The organism is Paraburkholderia sp. MPAMCS5, assembly GCF_036016995.1.
Taxonomy (GTDB): domain Bacteria; phylum Pseudomonadota; class Gammaproteobacteria; order Burkholderiales; family Burkholderiaceae; genus Paraburkholderia.
The window spans coordinates 100,358-114,424 of record NZ_JAYXBK010000014.1; the positions used below are offsets into that span (position 1 = coordinate 100,358).

14 protein-coding genes are annotated in these 14,067 nt (G+C 63.5%); 11 read left to right on the plus strand and 3 right to left on the minus strand.

Annotated features, from left to right (window positions below; all coding sequences use genetic code 11):
• Nucleotides 1-218 precede the first annotated feature (218 nt).
• The 3 genes from dksA to hslU all read left to right on the plus strand — a co-directional run bounded on the left by dksA (nucleotide 219) and on the right by hslU (nucleotide 2,795).
• Entirely contained in the window at nucleotides 219-638 is a 420-nt protein-coding gene (gene dksA, locus VOM14_RS25125) for an RNA polymerase-binding protein DksA (protein WP_006050516.1), read from the plus strand.
• Between the two features lie 264 nt (nucleotides 639-902).
• Nucleotides 903-1,439 carry an ATP-dependent protease subunit HslV gene (gene hslV / locus VOM14_RS25130; protein ID WP_015001390.1) on the plus strand — a complete coding sequence of 179 codons (537 nt, stop codon included), beginning with the start codon at nucleotides 903-905 and terminating at the stop codon, nucleotides 1,437-1,439.
• Nucleotides 1,440-1,448: 9 nt separating this feature from the next.
• Nucleotides 1,449-2,795 carry an ATP-dependent protease ATPase subunit HslU gene (gene hslU / locus VOM14_RS25135; RefSeq protein ID WP_327631467.1) on the plus strand — a complete coding sequence of 449 codons (1,347 nt, stop codon included), beginning with the start codon at nucleotides 1,449-1,451 and terminating at the stop codon, nucleotides 2,793-2,795.
• An 89-nt stretch (nucleotides 2,796-2,884) separates the two neighbouring features.
• On the opposite strand, the gene VOM14_RS25140 is transcribed toward hslU, so the two are convergent.
• Both VOM14_RS25140 and VOM14_RS25145 read right to left on the minus strand, forming a co-directional pair.
• A complete protein-coding gene (locus VOM14_RS25140) occupies nucleotides 2,885-3,427 on the minus strand; it encodes a response regulator transcription factor (RefSeq protein WP_007179684.1) in 543 nt (180 codons plus the stop codon).
• A complete protein-coding gene (locus VOM14_RS25145) occupies nucleotides 3,424-4,734 on the minus strand; it encodes an ATP-binding protein (protein WP_327631468.1) in 1,311 nt (436 codons plus the stop codon). Before VOM14_RS25145 ends, VOM14_RS25140 begins: the two co-directional genes overlap by 4 nt.
• A 122-nt stretch (nucleotides 4,735-4,856) precedes the next feature.
• Between VOM14_RS25145 and VOM14_RS25150 the strand changes: the two genes are divergently transcribed.
• Nucleotides 4,857-6,479 (plus strand): tetratricopeptide repeat protein, encoded by a 1,623-nt coding sequence (locus tag VOM14_RS25150; protein ID WP_327631469.1) that lies wholly within the window; start codon nucleotides 4,857-4,859, stop codon nucleotides 6,477-6,479.
• A 33-nt stretch (nucleotides 6,480-6,512) separates the two neighbouring features.
• Here VOM14_RS25150 and VOM14_RS25155 read toward each other — a convergent pair whose 3' ends face one another.
• Nucleotides 6,513-6,737 carry a cysteine-rich CWC family protein gene (locus tag VOM14_RS25155; protein ID WP_327631470.1) on the minus strand — a complete coding sequence of 75 codons (225 nt, stop codon included), beginning with the start codon at nucleotides 6,735-6,737 and terminating at the stop codon, nucleotides 6,513-6,515.
• Between the two features lie 261 nt (nucleotides 6,738-6,998).
• On the opposite strand from VOM14_RS25155, the gene argB reads away from it, so the two are divergent.
• The 7 genes from argB (at nucleotide 6,999) to VOM14_RS25190 (ending at nucleotide 14,050) form a co-directional block, all read left to right on the plus strand.
• Nucleotides 6,999-7,898, plus strand: coding sequence for an acetylglutamate kinase (argB, locus tag VOM14_RS25160; protein ID WP_013337747.1), 900 nt, complete (start codon nucleotides 6,999-7,001; stop codon nucleotides 7,896-7,898).
• A 135-nt stretch (nucleotides 7,899-8,033) separates the two neighbouring features.
• The gene (locus VOM14_RS25165) at nucleotides 8,034-8,837 is read left to right on the plus strand and encodes a pyrimidine 5'-nucleotidase (RefSeq protein ID WP_327631471.1); all 804 of its coding nucleotides are present in this window, start codon (nucleotides 8,034-8,036) and stop codon (nucleotides 8,835-8,837) included.
• Entirely contained in the window at nucleotides 8,804-9,463 is a 660-nt protein-coding gene (slmA, locus tag VOM14_RS25170) for a nucleoid occlusion factor SlmA (protein ID WP_327631472.1), read from the plus strand. Before VOM14_RS25165 ends, slmA begins: the two co-directional genes overlap by 34 nt.
• Before the next feature lie 303 nt (nucleotides 9,464-9,766).
• Nucleotides 9,767-10,912, plus strand: a complete 1,146-nt coding sequence (metX, locus tag VOM14_RS25175) for a homoserine O-succinyltransferase MetX (protein WP_327631473.1) — start codon at nucleotides 9,767-9,769, stop codon at nucleotides 10,910-10,912.
• Nucleotides 10,909-11,517 carry a methionine biosynthesis protein MetW gene (gene metW, locus VOM14_RS25180; RefSeq protein ID WP_327631474.1) on the plus strand — a complete coding sequence of 203 codons (609 nt, stop codon included), beginning with the start codon at nucleotides 10,909-10,911 and terminating at the stop codon, nucleotides 11,515-11,517. Before metX ends, metW begins: the two co-directional genes overlap by 4 nt.
• A 14-nt stretch (nucleotides 11,518-11,531) precedes the next feature.
• Nucleotides 11,532-12,926, plus strand: a complete 1,395-nt coding sequence (locus VOM14_RS25185; protein ID WP_327631475.1) for an AmpG family muropeptide MFS transporter — start codon at nucleotides 11,532-11,534, stop codon at nucleotides 12,924-12,926.
• A 14-nt stretch (nucleotides 12,927-12,940) separates the two neighbouring features.
• Nucleotides 12,941-14,050, plus strand: a complete 1,110-nt coding sequence (locus VOM14_RS25190; RefSeq protein WP_442955585.1) for a M48 family metallopeptidase — start codon at nucleotides 12,941-12,943, stop codon at nucleotides 14,048-14,050.
• Nucleotides 14,051-14,067 lie beyond the last annotated feature (17 nt).

Genomic DNA, 14,067 nt, shown 5'->3' on the forward strand with positions numbered 1-14,067 from the left:
CGGGAGCAATACCTCAGGAGCATTTGAGAATCGGTTTCCAGAGGAGTTCGGCCCCGCATTGGCGTCGCGACGCCCGAGGTGGGCGCCTGGCGCTTTGGCGTCACGACAGCCCATCGTCCGTGCCCGCCCTGTGCTCAGCGCCCCGAGGCGCCTTGCGGGCAATACGAAAGTGCGGGCACTATGTAAGAGTTTTGCCTCACATTGAAGAAGTAAGCCAGATGACGACGAAACGACTCTTGACCGAAGCCGAAATCCTGAAGATGAGCGACAAGGATTACATGAATGAGGATCAGCTCGCTTTCTTCAAGAACAAGCTCGAACAGCTGCAGGCGGAAATTCTCCGCAATGCCGGCCAGACGACCGAGAACCTGCGCGAGACCGTAATCGTGCCGGACCCGGCCGATCGCGCAACGATCGAGGAAGAGCATGCACTTGAGCTGCGCACGCGCGACCGCGAGCGCAAGCTGCTGAAAAAGGTGCAGCAATCGCTCGCGCGCATCGACTCTGGCGACTACGGCTGGTGCGAAGAAACCGGAGAGCCGATCGGCATTCCGCGTCTGCTCGCGCGGCCCACGGCCACTCTGTCGCTAGAGGCGCAGGAGCGCCGCGAACTGCGCCAGAAGCTGTTCGGCGACTGAACGCCGGCGGCGCGGCTTCGGCGCCGCGCCCACAAACGCTGCTTCGTCGAGAGGCGCACGGTGATCCGTGCGCCTTTTTTCTTTTTGCCTTATGACTTTTGCCGGCTCTTGATATGCCCGCGCGCGCCCTAAAATAATTCCGACATGCGCTGCACGAGCGCGCGAGGCGGTCCGCTTTCGCGTCGCGCGCCGTCCGCTTTCCAGGATTCATGCGGTAGTGCATCGCGCTGCCGCGTCCTACCCGCTTTGCAAAGAGGAACGCATATGGAGCAATTTCACGGCACGACGATCGTCTCCGTGCGCCGCGGCGACAAGGTCGCGCTCGGCGGCGACGGCCAGGTGACGCTCGGCAACATCGTCATGAAAGGCGGTGCGAAGAAGGTCCGGCGCATTTACAACGGCAAGGTGCTGGTCGGCTTCGCCGGCGGCACGGCCGACGCCTTTTCGCTGCTCGACCGCTTCGAAGCGAAGCTCGAAAAGCATCAGGGCAACCTCACGCGCGCCGCAGTCGAACTCGCGAAAGACTGGCGCACGGACCGTATGCTGCGCCGTCTTGAAGCCATGCTGATCACGGCGGACGCCACCACCACGCTCGTCATCACCGGTAACGGCGACGTGCTCGATCCCGAAGGCGGCATTTGCGCGATCGGTTCGGGCGGCGCGTATGCGCAGGCGGCCGCCAAGGCGCTCGCCGACAACACGCAGTTGTCGCCCCGCGAAATCGTGGAGAAGTCGCTGGAAATTGCCGGCGACATGTGCATCTACACGAACCATAACCGCGTTATCGAGACGATCGAGTAAGGACACACGATGAGCACAATGACCCCCGCGGAGATCGTCTCCGAACTCGACAAACACATCATCGGCCAAGGTCGCGCGAAAAAGGCCGTGGCCGTCGCGCTGCGCAATCGCTGGCGTCGTCAGCAGGTCGAAGAACCGCTGCGTCAGGAAATCACGCCGAAAAACATTCTGATGATCGGACCGACCGGCGTCGGCAAGACCGAAATCGCGCGGCGGCTCGCCAAGCTCGCCGACGCGCCGTTCATCAAGATCGAAGCCACCAAGTTCACCGAAGTGGGCTACGTGGGCCGCGACGTCGACAGCATCGTGCGCGATCTGATCGAAATCTCGGTCAAGCAAACGCGCGAATCCGAAATGCGCAAAGTGCGGACCAAGGCTGAAGATCAGGCCGAAGACCGCATTCTCGACATCCTGCTGCCGAGCGCGCGCCCGGTCGGTTTTGGTTCGAGTTCCAGCACCGCGGATACCGCCGACGAAGGCAGCACTACGCGTCAGACTTTTCGCAAGCGTCTGCGCGAAGGCGCGCTGGACGACAAGGAAATCGAACTCGACGTCGAACAGCCGCAAGTCGGCATGGACATCATGGGGCCGCCGGGCATGGAAGACATGACCGAGCAGATTCGTTCGATGTTCGCCAACATCGGCGGCGGCAAGAAAACGCGCCGCAAGATGAAGGTGAAAGAAGCGCTGAAGGTGCTCACCGACGAAGAAGCCGGCAAGATGCTGAACGACGAAGAGGTGAAAACCAAGGCCGTGCAGAACGTCGAACAGAACGGCATTGTGTTCCTCGACGAAATCGACAAGATCGCGTCGCGCAATGAAGCCGGCGGCGGCGAAGTGTCCCGTCAAGGCGTGCAGCGCGATCTGCTGCCGCTCGTGGAAGGCACCACGATCAACACCAAATACGGCATGGTGAAGACGGATCACATTCTGTTCATTGCGAGCGGCGCGTTTCACCTCGCCAAGCCGAGCGATCTGATTCCGGAACTGCAAGGGCGCTTTCCGATTCGCGTCGAGCTGGACTCGCTTTCGGTGAACGACTTCGAATCGATTCTGGTCTCGACCGACGCGAGCCTCGTGAAGCAATATCAGGCATTGCTCGCAACCGAAGACGTGCACCTCGAATTCGCCGACGACGGCATTCGCCGCCTGGCCGAGATCGCTTATTCGGTGAACGAAAAGACTGAAAATATCGGCGCGCGGCGCCTTTATACGGTCATCGAAAAACTGCTGGAGGAAGTCTCGTTCTTCGCCGGCAATCATTCGGGTAACACAGTGCAGATCGATGCGGCGTATGTGGATCGCGCGCTGAACGAAGTCGCGGAAGACGAAGACCTGTCACGCTACGTGCTGTGATGTAAAACAAAAAGCAATGCAAAAAAACGGGCTGCCTTTAAAAGGGCAGCCCGTTTTCTTTTCCGCGATGCTCAGTTGCAAAGCCGTGCTTACTGTTTGACCGGACGCTTGGCGAGTTTGCGCTGCAATGTCCGCCGATGCATGTTCAACGCGCGCGCGGTGGCCGAGATATTGCCGCCATGCTCGGCCAGCACGCGTTGAATATGCTCCCATTCGAGACGCGCGACCGACAGCGGCGTGGGATGCTCGATCGCCTCTTCCGCCTGCAATGCGCTCGCCTCGCTTTGCAGCGCCGAGAGAATCGTTTCCACATTCGCGGGCTTCGCCAGATAGTTGTCGGCGCCGTCTTTCACCGCTTGCACAGCCGTCGCGATGCTCGCGTAGCCGGTCAGCACCAGCATCCGCGCGTCGGGTTGCAAGTCGCGCAACGGCGCGACGAGCGTGAGACCGGAGTCGTTGCCGAGATGCAGGTCCACTGTGATCTGGCTGAATTTCTGCTGGTTGGCCAGCTTGATCGCCTCGTCCGCGTTATGGGCTTCGCTCACCGTGTAGCCGCGCCGCGTCAGACCGCGCGCGAGGATGCCGGAGAACACCTCGTCGTCGTCGATCACCAGAAAATTCATTTCGCTCATGCCTGTTTCTCCGTGTTGGATGGCGCGGCGCCCTGACGGTCCGTGCCGGAAATTTTGCGCTCGGTGAGCGGCAACCGCAAAAGAGCGCGCGTGCCGCGCGGCTTGATCGCACTGACGTCGGTCAATTCAATCGATCCCTTCAGACGCGCCGCCGCCGAAAAAGCCAGATACAGCCCGACGCCGTGGCCGCCTTGCGTGCTCTCCACCGGCATAGCCCCAAGCGAGCCGCGCAACGCGGCCGGAATGCCGGGGCCTGCATCGCACACTTCGAATTCGATCTGCGCGCCACGCGCCGCCAACGTGCACGACAGCGTGACGTGATTGCGGCTTGCACGCGCGGCGTTGTCGAGCAGAATCGTCAGAATCTGGCTCACGGCGACGGTGTCGTCAAGACTGACATCCGCGGGCGGCACGCCGACGCGCTCGAACTTCACATGCGGATGACGCAAGCGCCACTGCTCGGCGAACGATTCGAGCCACTCGTCCACCGGCTGACGATTCGTGCTGGTCGAGGCGCGGCTACGCAACCTGGCGAGCGCCGACGTGCACAAGCCCATTTGTCGTTCGAGCAATTCGAGATCGGCGCTGTACGGCGCGAGCCCTTTGTCGGTGCGCGCCGCATCGCGCAGTTCTTCGGACAACATCGCAATTGTAGACAGCGGCGTGCCGATTTCGTGAGCGACAGTGGCCGCCTGGACACCGAGCGCGACCGCGCGTTCGTCGTGAAGCAAGCGCTGCTGCGCCTCTCCAAGCGCTGCGTCACGTAGCCGCAGGGCTCCCGACATACGCGCGACGAACCACGCGATCAGGCCGACACTCACCATGAAGTTGACCCACATGCCGGCGCGGTAGTAGTCGAACAGATTCGCGGGGTTGTCGAGATTCAGCGGCACCGAATCGAACCCGAGCACGGCGTAACAGGCCACGGCGAACGCGGCGAGCCACGCCATGAGCTGCCAGGGCAACACGGCGGCGGCAATGGCGAGCGATGGCAGGTACAGCGAAACAAACGGATTGGTCGTGCCGCCGGACAGAAACAGCAGCGCCGACAACGCGCCGAGATCGACCCAGATCTGACCGAACAATTCCATGTTCGATTCCGGCCGCTGCTGCGCGACGCGCCACCACGTGAGCGCGTTGAACATCACTTCGAGCGCGATAACGAGCAGCATGGCCGGCAGCGGCAAGTGCACGCCGAAAAAGATCTGCACAGCGGCAATGGTGAGTAGCTGCCCGATGATCGCGAGGCTGCGCAGCCAGAACAGATGGCCGAGATTGACGCGGCCGGTATTGGTTATACGATGCATGACTTCAGTTTACCTGTTCGGAAGCGTCCGAATCATCTCGCCGGCGTGTGGCGATACCATGCATATTTTTGACAACGCGCATGGCCGGATCGTTGTGCCCGGACTTGCAGCAGCAATTATTCATGGTGACCTCTGACATCTCGTCAGCTTTCCTTAACTTTATGCGGCATGCTGCCGCAGCCCGTGAGCGCGGCGCGGCGCAGTCAGAAACGCAATCGCTGCGTGCCGCCGCCCAGCTCCATCCGCTCGACGACAAATCGCTCGCCGCGCTCGTCCATACATTGATCGATCAGCAGCGTCACGGCGATGCGATCGAGCTGGCCGCCATTATTGCGCAACTCGACCACGGCAACGCGCACGCGCATTTCCGTCTTGGCTACACGCTACAGATGGCGAACCGGCACGGTGAAGCCATCGGCCCATATCGCCGCGCGCTTGAAGTGGCCCCGGCATTGCCGTCGTTACGCTGCAACCTGGCCGGCGCGCTTGCGTTGACCGAGTGCGGCTTGGGCGAGCAGATCGAGCTTCTCGAACAGGCACTCCAGCACGACCCCGGCGAGGCCAACGCGTGGATCAATCTCGCAAGCGCCTGTCGCAAAAACAGGGATTTGCCCCGCGCGCTCGAAGCCGGTGAACGTGCTGTTCACTGCGCGCCGCTTAGCCCGCTGGCCCACAACAACTATGCGCTGGCACTCCGCGAAGCGCAACGCTGGGACGACGCCACGGCAGCCGCGCAAACGGCTTGCGCATTGGCACCCACCGACGCCTGCATGCGTTCGAACCTCGCCATGCTGCAACTGACGCGCGGCGATTACGCAAACGGCTGGCAGTCGCACGAAGCGCGTTGGGCGGGTTCCACGGAATTGCGCGGCAGCCGTCCCGCCATGCCCGCTCCGACCTGGAAAGGCGAGCCGCTCATCGGCAAAACATTGCTCGTGTGGGGTGAGCAAGGCATGGGCGATGTGTTGCAGTTCAGCCGCTATATTCCGATGCTCGCCGAACGCGTGCATCGCGAAGGCGGTCGCCTTGCGTGGAACTCGTTCCCGCAAATGGGCGCATTGCTCGCGCGCAGTCTGGGCGCTCACGTGGACGACTACTCCGCGGGCGGCGGCGTGGAAGCGCTTGTGCCGTTCGAATTCGAGATTCCATTGCTGAGCCTGCCACTCGTCTTCGGCACGCGCGAGGCGACGATTCCCGCCACCTCGCCATACCTGCACTGGGCCCCCGCCGCCGTAAAGCGCTGGGAGCAACGGCTTGCCGGCGAATCGCGGTTAAAGGTCGGACTCGCCTGGACCGGCAGCGAGGGGCATCAACGCAATCCGTTCCGGCGCGTCGGCTGGGAGCGCTACGCGGAGCATTTCGGCGGTATGCGCAACGTGGCGTTCTACTCGCTGCAACCTGGCGCGGGCGCGGACGTGAGCGCGGCACGGGCAGCCGGCCTGCCGATCACCGACTACACGGCGGAATTCGCGACTTTCGACGACACCGCCGCGTTCGTCGGCGCGCTCGACCTTGTCGTCACGGTGTGCACCTCGGCGGCGCATCTGAGCGGCGCGCTCGGTCAGCGCACCTGGGTGCTGCTCGACGTCAATCCGCACTGGGTCTGGTTGACCGACCGGACCGACAGCCCGTGGTATCCCAGCGCGACGCTGTACCGGCAGCCGAGATTCGGCGAATGGGAGCCGCCACTGGAGGCCGTCGCACGCGATCTGAGCGCGCTGGCCGAGCGGCACGGCGCGGGCTGACAGCGGCATTAGCCAGGCAAGGCCGGACGGCGCTCACCGCAATTCGGCGCCCGGCTCCGTCTGCACTGCTTTTGCGATCTCCGCGGCAAGACACTCAGGACACAGGCAGCGCCCCGCCGGGTCGAGCCGGTCGCGCGGCACAGCCGGCATCTCGCGGCACCAGCAGTCGAACGGCTTTCCATGCATCGCGCAATCGAACGCATTGCCGCAGCGCGGGCAGCGCGCACTGCCTTGTGGGCGGGAGGCGGACGGTTTCATGACAGGCGGGCAGTCTCGCGGGGCATCGACGAATAAATAATGCCACGGCTTGCGTCCTACCGTGAGTCGTCCGTTCGGCTAGTTCACAGCTGCCCGGCGAGCGCGCTACGCTTGACCGTCGGCTGGCGCTGCACGCCGCGATTGCGCAGCGCGGAAAGCAAGCGTTGCACGCCGCCCGCGAGCGTGTCGAAAACCCTGGTGCAGCGCGCCAGTCCTGTACAATTCGCCCTGTTTTAACTGTCCGTGCCCGAGCCTGCCGCCATGTCCGAGCTTCCCGACCTTTCGCAGATTGCGCCCACCCTGAAGGCTGAAATTCTGGCCGAGGCGCTGCCTTACATTCGCCAGTATCACGGTAAGACCGTGGTCATCAAATACGGCGGCAACGCCATGACGGAGGAGCGGCTGAAGCAAGGCTTCGCGCGCGACGTGATTCTGCTGAAACTTGTCGGCATCAATCCGGTCATCGTGCACGGCGGCGGTCCGCAAATCGACCAGGCACTGAAAAAGGTCGGCAAACAGGGCACGTTCATTCAAGGCATGCGCGTCACCGACGAAGAGACGATGGAAGTCGTCGAATGGGTGCTCGGCGGTGAAGTGCAGCAGGACATCGTCACGTTGATCAACCATTTCGGCGGTCACGCAGTCGGTCTGACCGGCAAGGACGGCGGCCTGATCCACGCCCGCAAGATGCTGATGCCGGACCGCGACAATCCCGGTCAATACGTCGACATCGGCCAGGTGGGCGAAGTCGAGGCAATCAATCCGGCCGTCGTGAAAGCGCTGCAGGACGACGCGTTCATTCCGGTCATTTCGCCAATCGGTTTCGGCGAAGACGGCCTGTCGTACAACATCAACGCCGACCTCGTCGCGGGCAAGCTGGCGGTCGTGCTGAACGCCGAAAAGCTCGTCATGATGACGAACATCCCCGGCGTGATGGACAAGGAAGGCAATCTGCTGACGGACCTGTCGGCGCGCGAAATCGACGGTCTTTTCGCCGACGGCACGATCTCCGGTGGCATGCTGCCGAAAATCTCGTCAGCGCTGGATGCGGCCAAGAGCGGCGTGCGCTCGGTGCACATCATCGACGGTCGTATCGAGCATTCGGTGCTGCTCGAAATTCTCACCGAACAGCCGTTCGGCACGATGATCCGCTCGCATTGATTCCCGTCTCAAACCCGGCACAAAGAGCGCGCCGCCTTGGCGCGTCTCATGTAGCCGCCGCGCCGGCCATACGGCTTCTCCCGGCGCCGGGCGGCCCGGCCGCTGCAACCGGCGTCTGAACGGCTTTCCCGCACCATGCGCACTCCGACTTCCCGGCGCCGTCGTCCGCACATCGCGGGCGGCCGCCCGGTCTGGCTGTTCGATCTCGACAATACGCTGCACCACGCGTCGCACGCCATTTTCCCCGCGATCAATCAGGCGATGACGCAGTACATCGTCGATGCGCTGCAAGTCGAACTCGCCGAAGCCAACCGTCTGCGCACCGGCTACACGCAGCGCTACGGCGCGGCGCTGCTGGGACTTACGCGCCATCATCCGTTCGACGCAAACGACTTCCTCAAGGTCGTTCACACGTTTCCCGATCTCGGCTCGATGATCCGCCACGAGCGCGGCGTTGCGCGTCTCGTCGCCGCGCTGCCGGGCCGCAAGATCGTGCTGACCAACGCGCCCGAAGCGTATGCGCGCGCGGTGCTCGCGCAACTGCGCATCGAGCGGCTGTTCGAGCAGGTGATCGCCATCGAGCATATGCGCGACAGGCACCTGTGGCGCGCCAAGCCGGACCACGCCATGTTGCGCAAGGCCATGCGCGACGCTCATGTGTCGCTGAAAGACGTGGTGCTCGTCGAAGACACGCGCTCGCACCTGAAAAACTACCGGCGGCTCGGCATCCGCACGGTGTGGATCACCGGCCATCTGCCGCGCAAACCGCATGCGGACGGCGTGCCCACGCGGCTGCCCGGCACGGGCCGGCCGCATTATGTCGATCGCAGCATTCGTTCGTTAAAATCGCTACGACTGAGCACCCGCTCGGTCCGATGGAAGCGCCAGCAGACGGGACGACAGCCATGCAGCCGATCGACAAGCCGGACGAAGCCGTAGCCGACCACGAACCCGCCGCACCAGCGGTCCCGCGCGCGCAGCGTCTGAAGCCCGGCGAGCGCCGCGTGCACATCCTGCAGACGCTCGCGGCCATGCTCGAAGCGCCCAGGAGCGAAAAGATCACCACGGCGGCGCTGGCCGCGCGGCTCGGCGTATCGGAAGCCGCGCTGTATCGTCATTTCGCGAGCAAGGCGCAAATGTTCGAAGGACTAATCGAGTTCATCGAGCACGCCATTTTCGGCCTGATCAATCAGATCGTCGAAAAGGAAAGCAACGGTGTGCTGCAAGCGCGCGCAATCGCGCTGATGCTGCTGAATTTCTCCGCGAAAAATCCTGGCATGACGCGCGTGTTGACGTGTGAGGCGCTGGTCGGCGAGCATGAGCGGCTAACCAGTCGTGTCAATCAGATGCTTGAGCGCGTCGAGGCGTCGCTGAAGCAATGTCTGCGGCTGGCTGCGGCGAATGCCGAGACGCCGGTGCCGGTCCCCGCGGACTACGATCCCGCCGTGAGAGCAAGCCTGCTGTTGAGCTATGTGATCGGCCGCTGGCATCGCTTCGTACGCAGCGGCTTTGTCCGTCTGCCTGCGGAACAGGCCGACTCGCAGCTCAGAGTGATCCTTCAGTAGTCCGCTGGAAGCAGCCGCGTCTGCCGGACGGCCAGACGTTGCCGCGCGGATTTTTCCGCTATACTTTGCGCCTGACCGCGGCTCTTCCCGACACGTTACAACTTCCGGGCGCCGCGCTCCAGAACACACTCACCACGTATTACGCGCCGATTTGCTGACTCGATTGCGGGCGCGCGAACCAGTGGAACATTTCCACGGTTCACTATAAATGCGGCTAAAGAGGTCGTCAGCCGCGCACAAGTTCTTTCTCCGTGCTTTGCCGACGCCGTCTAGCCGCCCTGTATTTGTCAAATGGCGGAATGAATGGAATCGATCGGTATCGTCGCTCCACACACAATGCATTTCACCGAGCCGTTGCGTCTGCAAAACGGCAGCTCGCTGGCCGGCTACGACCTGATGGTCGAGACGTACGGCACGCTCAACGCCGCGCGCAGCAATGCCGTGCTGGTGTGCCACGCGCTGAACGCGTCGCACCACGTCGCGGGCGTCTATGCGGACAATCCGAAGGACATCGGCTGGTGGGACAACATGGTCGGCCCCGGCAAGCCGCTCGACACCAACCGGTTCTTCGTGATCGGCGTGAACAATCTGGGGTCGTGCTTCGGCTCGACCGGGCCGATGAGCATCGATCCGGCCACCGGCAATCCGTACGGCGCGACGTTTCCCGTCGTGACGGTGGAAGACTGGGTCAACGCCCAGGCACGCGTCGCCGATCAGTTCGGCATCACGCGTTTCGCGGCGGTGATGGGCGGCAGCCTCGGCGGCATGCAGGCACTCGCTTGGAGCATGATGTATCCGGAGCGCGTCGCGCATTGCATCGTGGTGGCGTCCACGCCGAAGCTGTCGGCGCAAAACATCGCGTTCAACGAGGTCGCGCGCTCGGCGATTCTGTCGGACCCGGACTTTCACGGCGGCAACTACTACGCGCATAACGTGAAGCCGAAGCGCGGCTTGCGGGTCGCGCGCATGATCGGCCACATTACGTATCTCTCGGACGACGACATGGCCGAGAAATTCGGCCGCTCGCTGCGCCGCGCGGAAGGCGCGCTCGACGCGTACAACTTCAACTTCGACGTCGAGTTCGAGGTGGAGTCTTACCTGCGCTACCAGGGCGACAAGTTCGCCGACTACTTCGACGCCAACACGTATCTGCTGATCACGCGCGCGCTCGATTACTTCGATCCCGCGAAAGCCTTCGACGGCGATCTGACAGCGGCCGTCGCACACACCACGGCGAAATATCTGATTGCGAGCTTCACAACCGACTGGCGATTCGCGCCTGCGCGCTCGCGCGAACTCGTGAAGGCGCTGCTCGACCACAAGCGCACCGTCACGTACGCGGAAATCGACGCGCCGCACGGCCACGACGCCTTCCTGCTCGACGACGCGCGCTATCACAACCTGATGCGCGCCTACTACGAACGTATTGCGAACGAGGTGAACGCATGAACCAGCGAGCACTCGATTATCTGGCGCTGCGCCCGGATTTCCGCGCGATCGCCCGCTGGGTCGAACCGCGCGCCACGGTGCTGGATCTCGGTTGCGGCGACGGCTCGCTGCTGTCGCTGCTCACCGAGGAACTGGACGTGCAGGGCTACGGCATCGAGATCAACGACGCCGGCGTGCTGGCCGCGACGCAAAACGGCGTCAACGTGATCCAGCAAAATCTGGAAGACGGGCTGCGCCTTTTCGAAGACGGCAGCTTCGATTTCGCGGTTCTGTCGCAGACGCTGCAAACCATTCATCAGACCGCCGCGATCCTGCGCGAGACGGTGCGCGTGGGCCGCGAATGCATCGTTTCGTTTCCGAATTTCGGCTACTGGGCGCACCGGCTCTCGGTGCTGCAAGGACGCATGCCGGTGTCGAAGTCGCTGCCTTATCAATGGCACAACACGCCTAACGTGCGCGTGCTGACCATCAAGGATTTCGAGGCGCTCGCGCCGGAAGTCGGCATCGAGATTCTCGACCGTGTCGTCTTGCACGACGGCCAGACCATACGGTGGGGCGTGAACTGGCGTGGTAGTCTTGCGGTCTATCGCGTCAAGAAAAGCTAACGCAAGTTATCCACATGTCGAACCCGCCGCACGAGGCGCCTGCACTTACCGCTCACGAAGAACATCCCGGCTGCCGCGCGTTTTTGAATTCGCGCATGCTGATCTGCGTCTTTCTCGGCTTTACGTCGGGACTGCCGCTGTTCACGCTCGTCTATCTGGTGCAGGCCTGGTTACGCTCCGAAGGCGTCAATCTGAAGGAAATCGGTCTCTTTGCGCTGATCCAGTTTCCGTACACCTGGAAATTCATCTGGGCGCCGCTGATGGACCGCTACGTCCCGCGCGTGCCGGGCTGGCGTCCAGGCAGACGGCGCGGCTGGATGCTCGTCACGCAAATCCTCGTCGGGGGCGCAATTGCCACGCTCGGCTTCGTGTCGCCGCGCGACTCGATCTGGACGGTCGCGGCACTGACAGCGCTCGTCGCGTTTTTTGGCGCAAGCCAGGACATTTCCATCGACGCCTACCGCCGTGAGCTGCTGAGCGACACCCAGCAAGGTCTCGGCAATGCCGTGCATGTGAACGCCTACAAGATCGCGGCGCTGGTGCCCGGATCGCTTGCGCTGATTCTGTCGGATCATTTGCCGTGGACCATCGTTTTCATGGTGACCGGCGCGTTCATGCTGCCGGGCATTCTGATGACGCTCGTCGTGCGCGAACCCGAAGTGCACGGCACGCCGCCGAAAAATCTGCGCGAAGCCATCGTCGAACCGTTCCGCGAATTCCTGCTGCGCGACGGCTGGCGCGGCGCGCTGTTCGTGCTCGGCTTCATCTTTTTGTACAAGCTCGGCGACACGATGGCGACCACGTTGTCCACGTCGTTCTTCCTCGACATTGGATTTTCGCGCACGCAGATCGGCGTGATCGCGAAGACCACGGCATTCGGCGCGAGTCTCGCGGGCGGGATTGTCGGCGGCATCTGGCTGATGAAAATCGGCATCGGCCGCGGCCTGTGGATTTTCGGCGCGCTGCAAATGGTCTCGACGCTCGGCTTCGCGTGGCTCGCGCATCTCGGGCCAAGCTCGCCGGGCTTGACGGTGATTTACGACATCGCGGTCGCGCTGAGCGAAGGCACGACGAAACTGCTCGCGCTGGTGGGCATCGACTGGTCAGTCGCACTGGAGCCGCGCTCCGTGGCGCTCGCGCTCGTCTACGGTTTCGAGACGTTCTCCACCGGACTCACGCTGGCGGCTTTCACCGCGTACATCGCGAGCACGACCGATCCGCGTTACACGGCCACGCAGTTCGCGCTCTTCACGAGCCTCGCTTCGGTGCCGCGCACGCTGGCTTCGGCGGCGAGCGGCTATGTCGTCGCGAGAATCGGCTGGTTCGACTACTTCATTGTCTGCACCGCGCTGGCCTTGCCCGGCATGCTGCTCCTGTTGCGCATCGCGCCGTGGAGAATCCGCTCGTGAAGGCGTCTCTCCTGATGAAGCAGCGCGCGCTGCATGTCGCGCTCAGCATGGGCTGCGCGAGCCTCGTGGCTGCGGGCACGCCGTTGCCCGCCTATGCGGCGGCGGGTTGGGGTTCGAGCACGAGCGCGGCGCCGGGCGCGCCGGTCACGTCTCAACCCGCGCCGGCGCCAGCAGCAAAGTCGGCAGCGGCGAGCGCCGAAAGCGCCGTCTCCGCCCCAGCGGCCGCGACCTCGTCGGCCGCCGGCGCGGCCAGGCCGTCGGCCGCCGCGTCGGCAGCGGCGCCCACCCCGCCCGCGTCGGCTGCATACAGTCCGAACAACCAGTTGCGTTACGGCGGCTATCTGGTGTTCCGCAACCTGATTCCGTCGCCGATGCTCGAGGCGCAAGCCGCCGAAGAATTCAACCAGATCGCGTACGGCGCGGAGCACGCGAACCGGCTGTACGCCGACACCGACGCGCACGTCACGCGCGTGCGCTCGATCGTCGACAAGATGGTGCCCTATTCGCTCAAGTGGAACGAGCGCGCGCGGGGCTGGAAGTGGGAGGTCGCGGTGGTGCGCTCGCCTGACATTCGCATTTATTGCCTGCCGGGCGGCAAGATCGTCGTGTATGGCGGTCTGCTCGACCGCGCGCGTCTGAACGACGACGAACTGGGCATGCTGATCGGCCACGAGATCGCGCACGCGCTGCGCGAACATGCGCGCGAGCGGCTCGGCCAGTTGCAGGCGAGCCAGCTCGATTCGTCGGGCACGATTCCGCAGCTATTCGGTCTTGCCGATCTCGGCGCGGCGCCGCTCGGCATCGGTTCGCGCCTGCTCGAAATGAAGTACGAAAACACGGACGAAACCGAAGCCGATGTGATCGGCAGCGACATTGCGTCTCGCGCCGGCTTCGATCCGCGCGCGGCCGTCACGCTGTGGGACAAGCTCGCGCAAACCACACGCGGCAATCGCGATCAGGGCTTCATCTACGTGCATCCGTACACGCCGGCGCGCCGGCAGGACATCATCAAGCGCTTGCCGGATATGCTGCTGCTTTATGCGAAGGCCCTCGGCAAAACGGTGGATGACCTGCCGGACTATGCCGGCATGGGACGCCCGCGCCGGAAAATGGCGCGGGACTAAAGGCGGTTCAAAGAGCG

Bases quoted from the DNA above. Each gene is read 5' to 3' on its own strand.
- dksA (WP_006050516.1), top strand. From the start codon at position 219: ATGACGACGAAACGACTCTTGACCGAAGCCGAAATCCTGAAGATGAGC.
- hslV (WP_015001390.1), top strand. From the start codon at position 903: ATGGAGCAATTTCACGGCACGACGATCGTCTCCGTGCGCCGCGGCGAC.
- hslU (WP_327631467.1), top strand. From the start codon at position 1,449: ATGAGCACAATGACCCCCGCGGAGATCGTCTCCGAACTCGACAAACAC.
- VOM14_RS25140 (WP_007179684.1), bottom strand. From the start codon at position 3,427: ATGAGCGAAATGAATTTTCTGGTGATCGACGACGACGAGGTGTTCTCC.
- VOM14_RS25145 (WP_327631468.1), bottom strand. From the start codon at position 4,734: ATGCATCGTATAACCAATACCGGCCGCGTCAATCTCGGCCATCTGTTC.
- VOM14_RS25150 (WP_327631469.1), top strand. From the start codon at position 4,857: ATGGTGACCTCTGACATCTCGTCAGCTTTCCTTAACTTTATGCGGCAT.
- VOM14_RS25155 (WP_327631470.1), bottom strand. From the start codon at position 6,737: ATGAAACCGTCCGCCTCCCGCCCACAAGGCAGTGCGCGCTGCCCGCGC.
- argB (WP_013337747.1), top strand. From the start codon at position 6,999: ATGTCCGAGCTTCCCGACCTTTCGCAGATTGCGCCCACCCTGAAGGCT.
- VOM14_RS25165 (WP_327631471.1), top strand. From the start codon at position 8,034: ATGCGCACTCCGACTTCCCGGCGCCGTCGTCCGCACATCGCGGGCGGC.
- slmA (WP_327631472.1), top strand. From the start codon at position 8,804: ATGCAGCCGATCGACAAGCCGGACGAAGCCGTAGCCGACCACGAACCC.
- metX (WP_327631473.1), top strand. From the start codon at position 9,767: ATGGAATCGATCGGTATCGTCGCTCCACACACAATGCATTTCACCGAG.
- metW (WP_327631474.1), top strand. From the start codon at position 10,909: ATGAACCAGCGAGCACTCGATTATCTGGCGCTGCGCCCGGATTTCCGC.
- VOM14_RS25185 (WP_327631475.1), top strand. From the start codon at position 11,532: ATGTCGAACCCGCCGCACGAGGCGCCTGCACTTACCGCTCACGAAGAA.
- VOM14_RS25190 (WP_442955585.1), top strand. From the start codon at position 12,941: ATGAAGCAGCGCGCGCTGCATGTCGCGCTCAGCATGGGCTGCGCGAGC.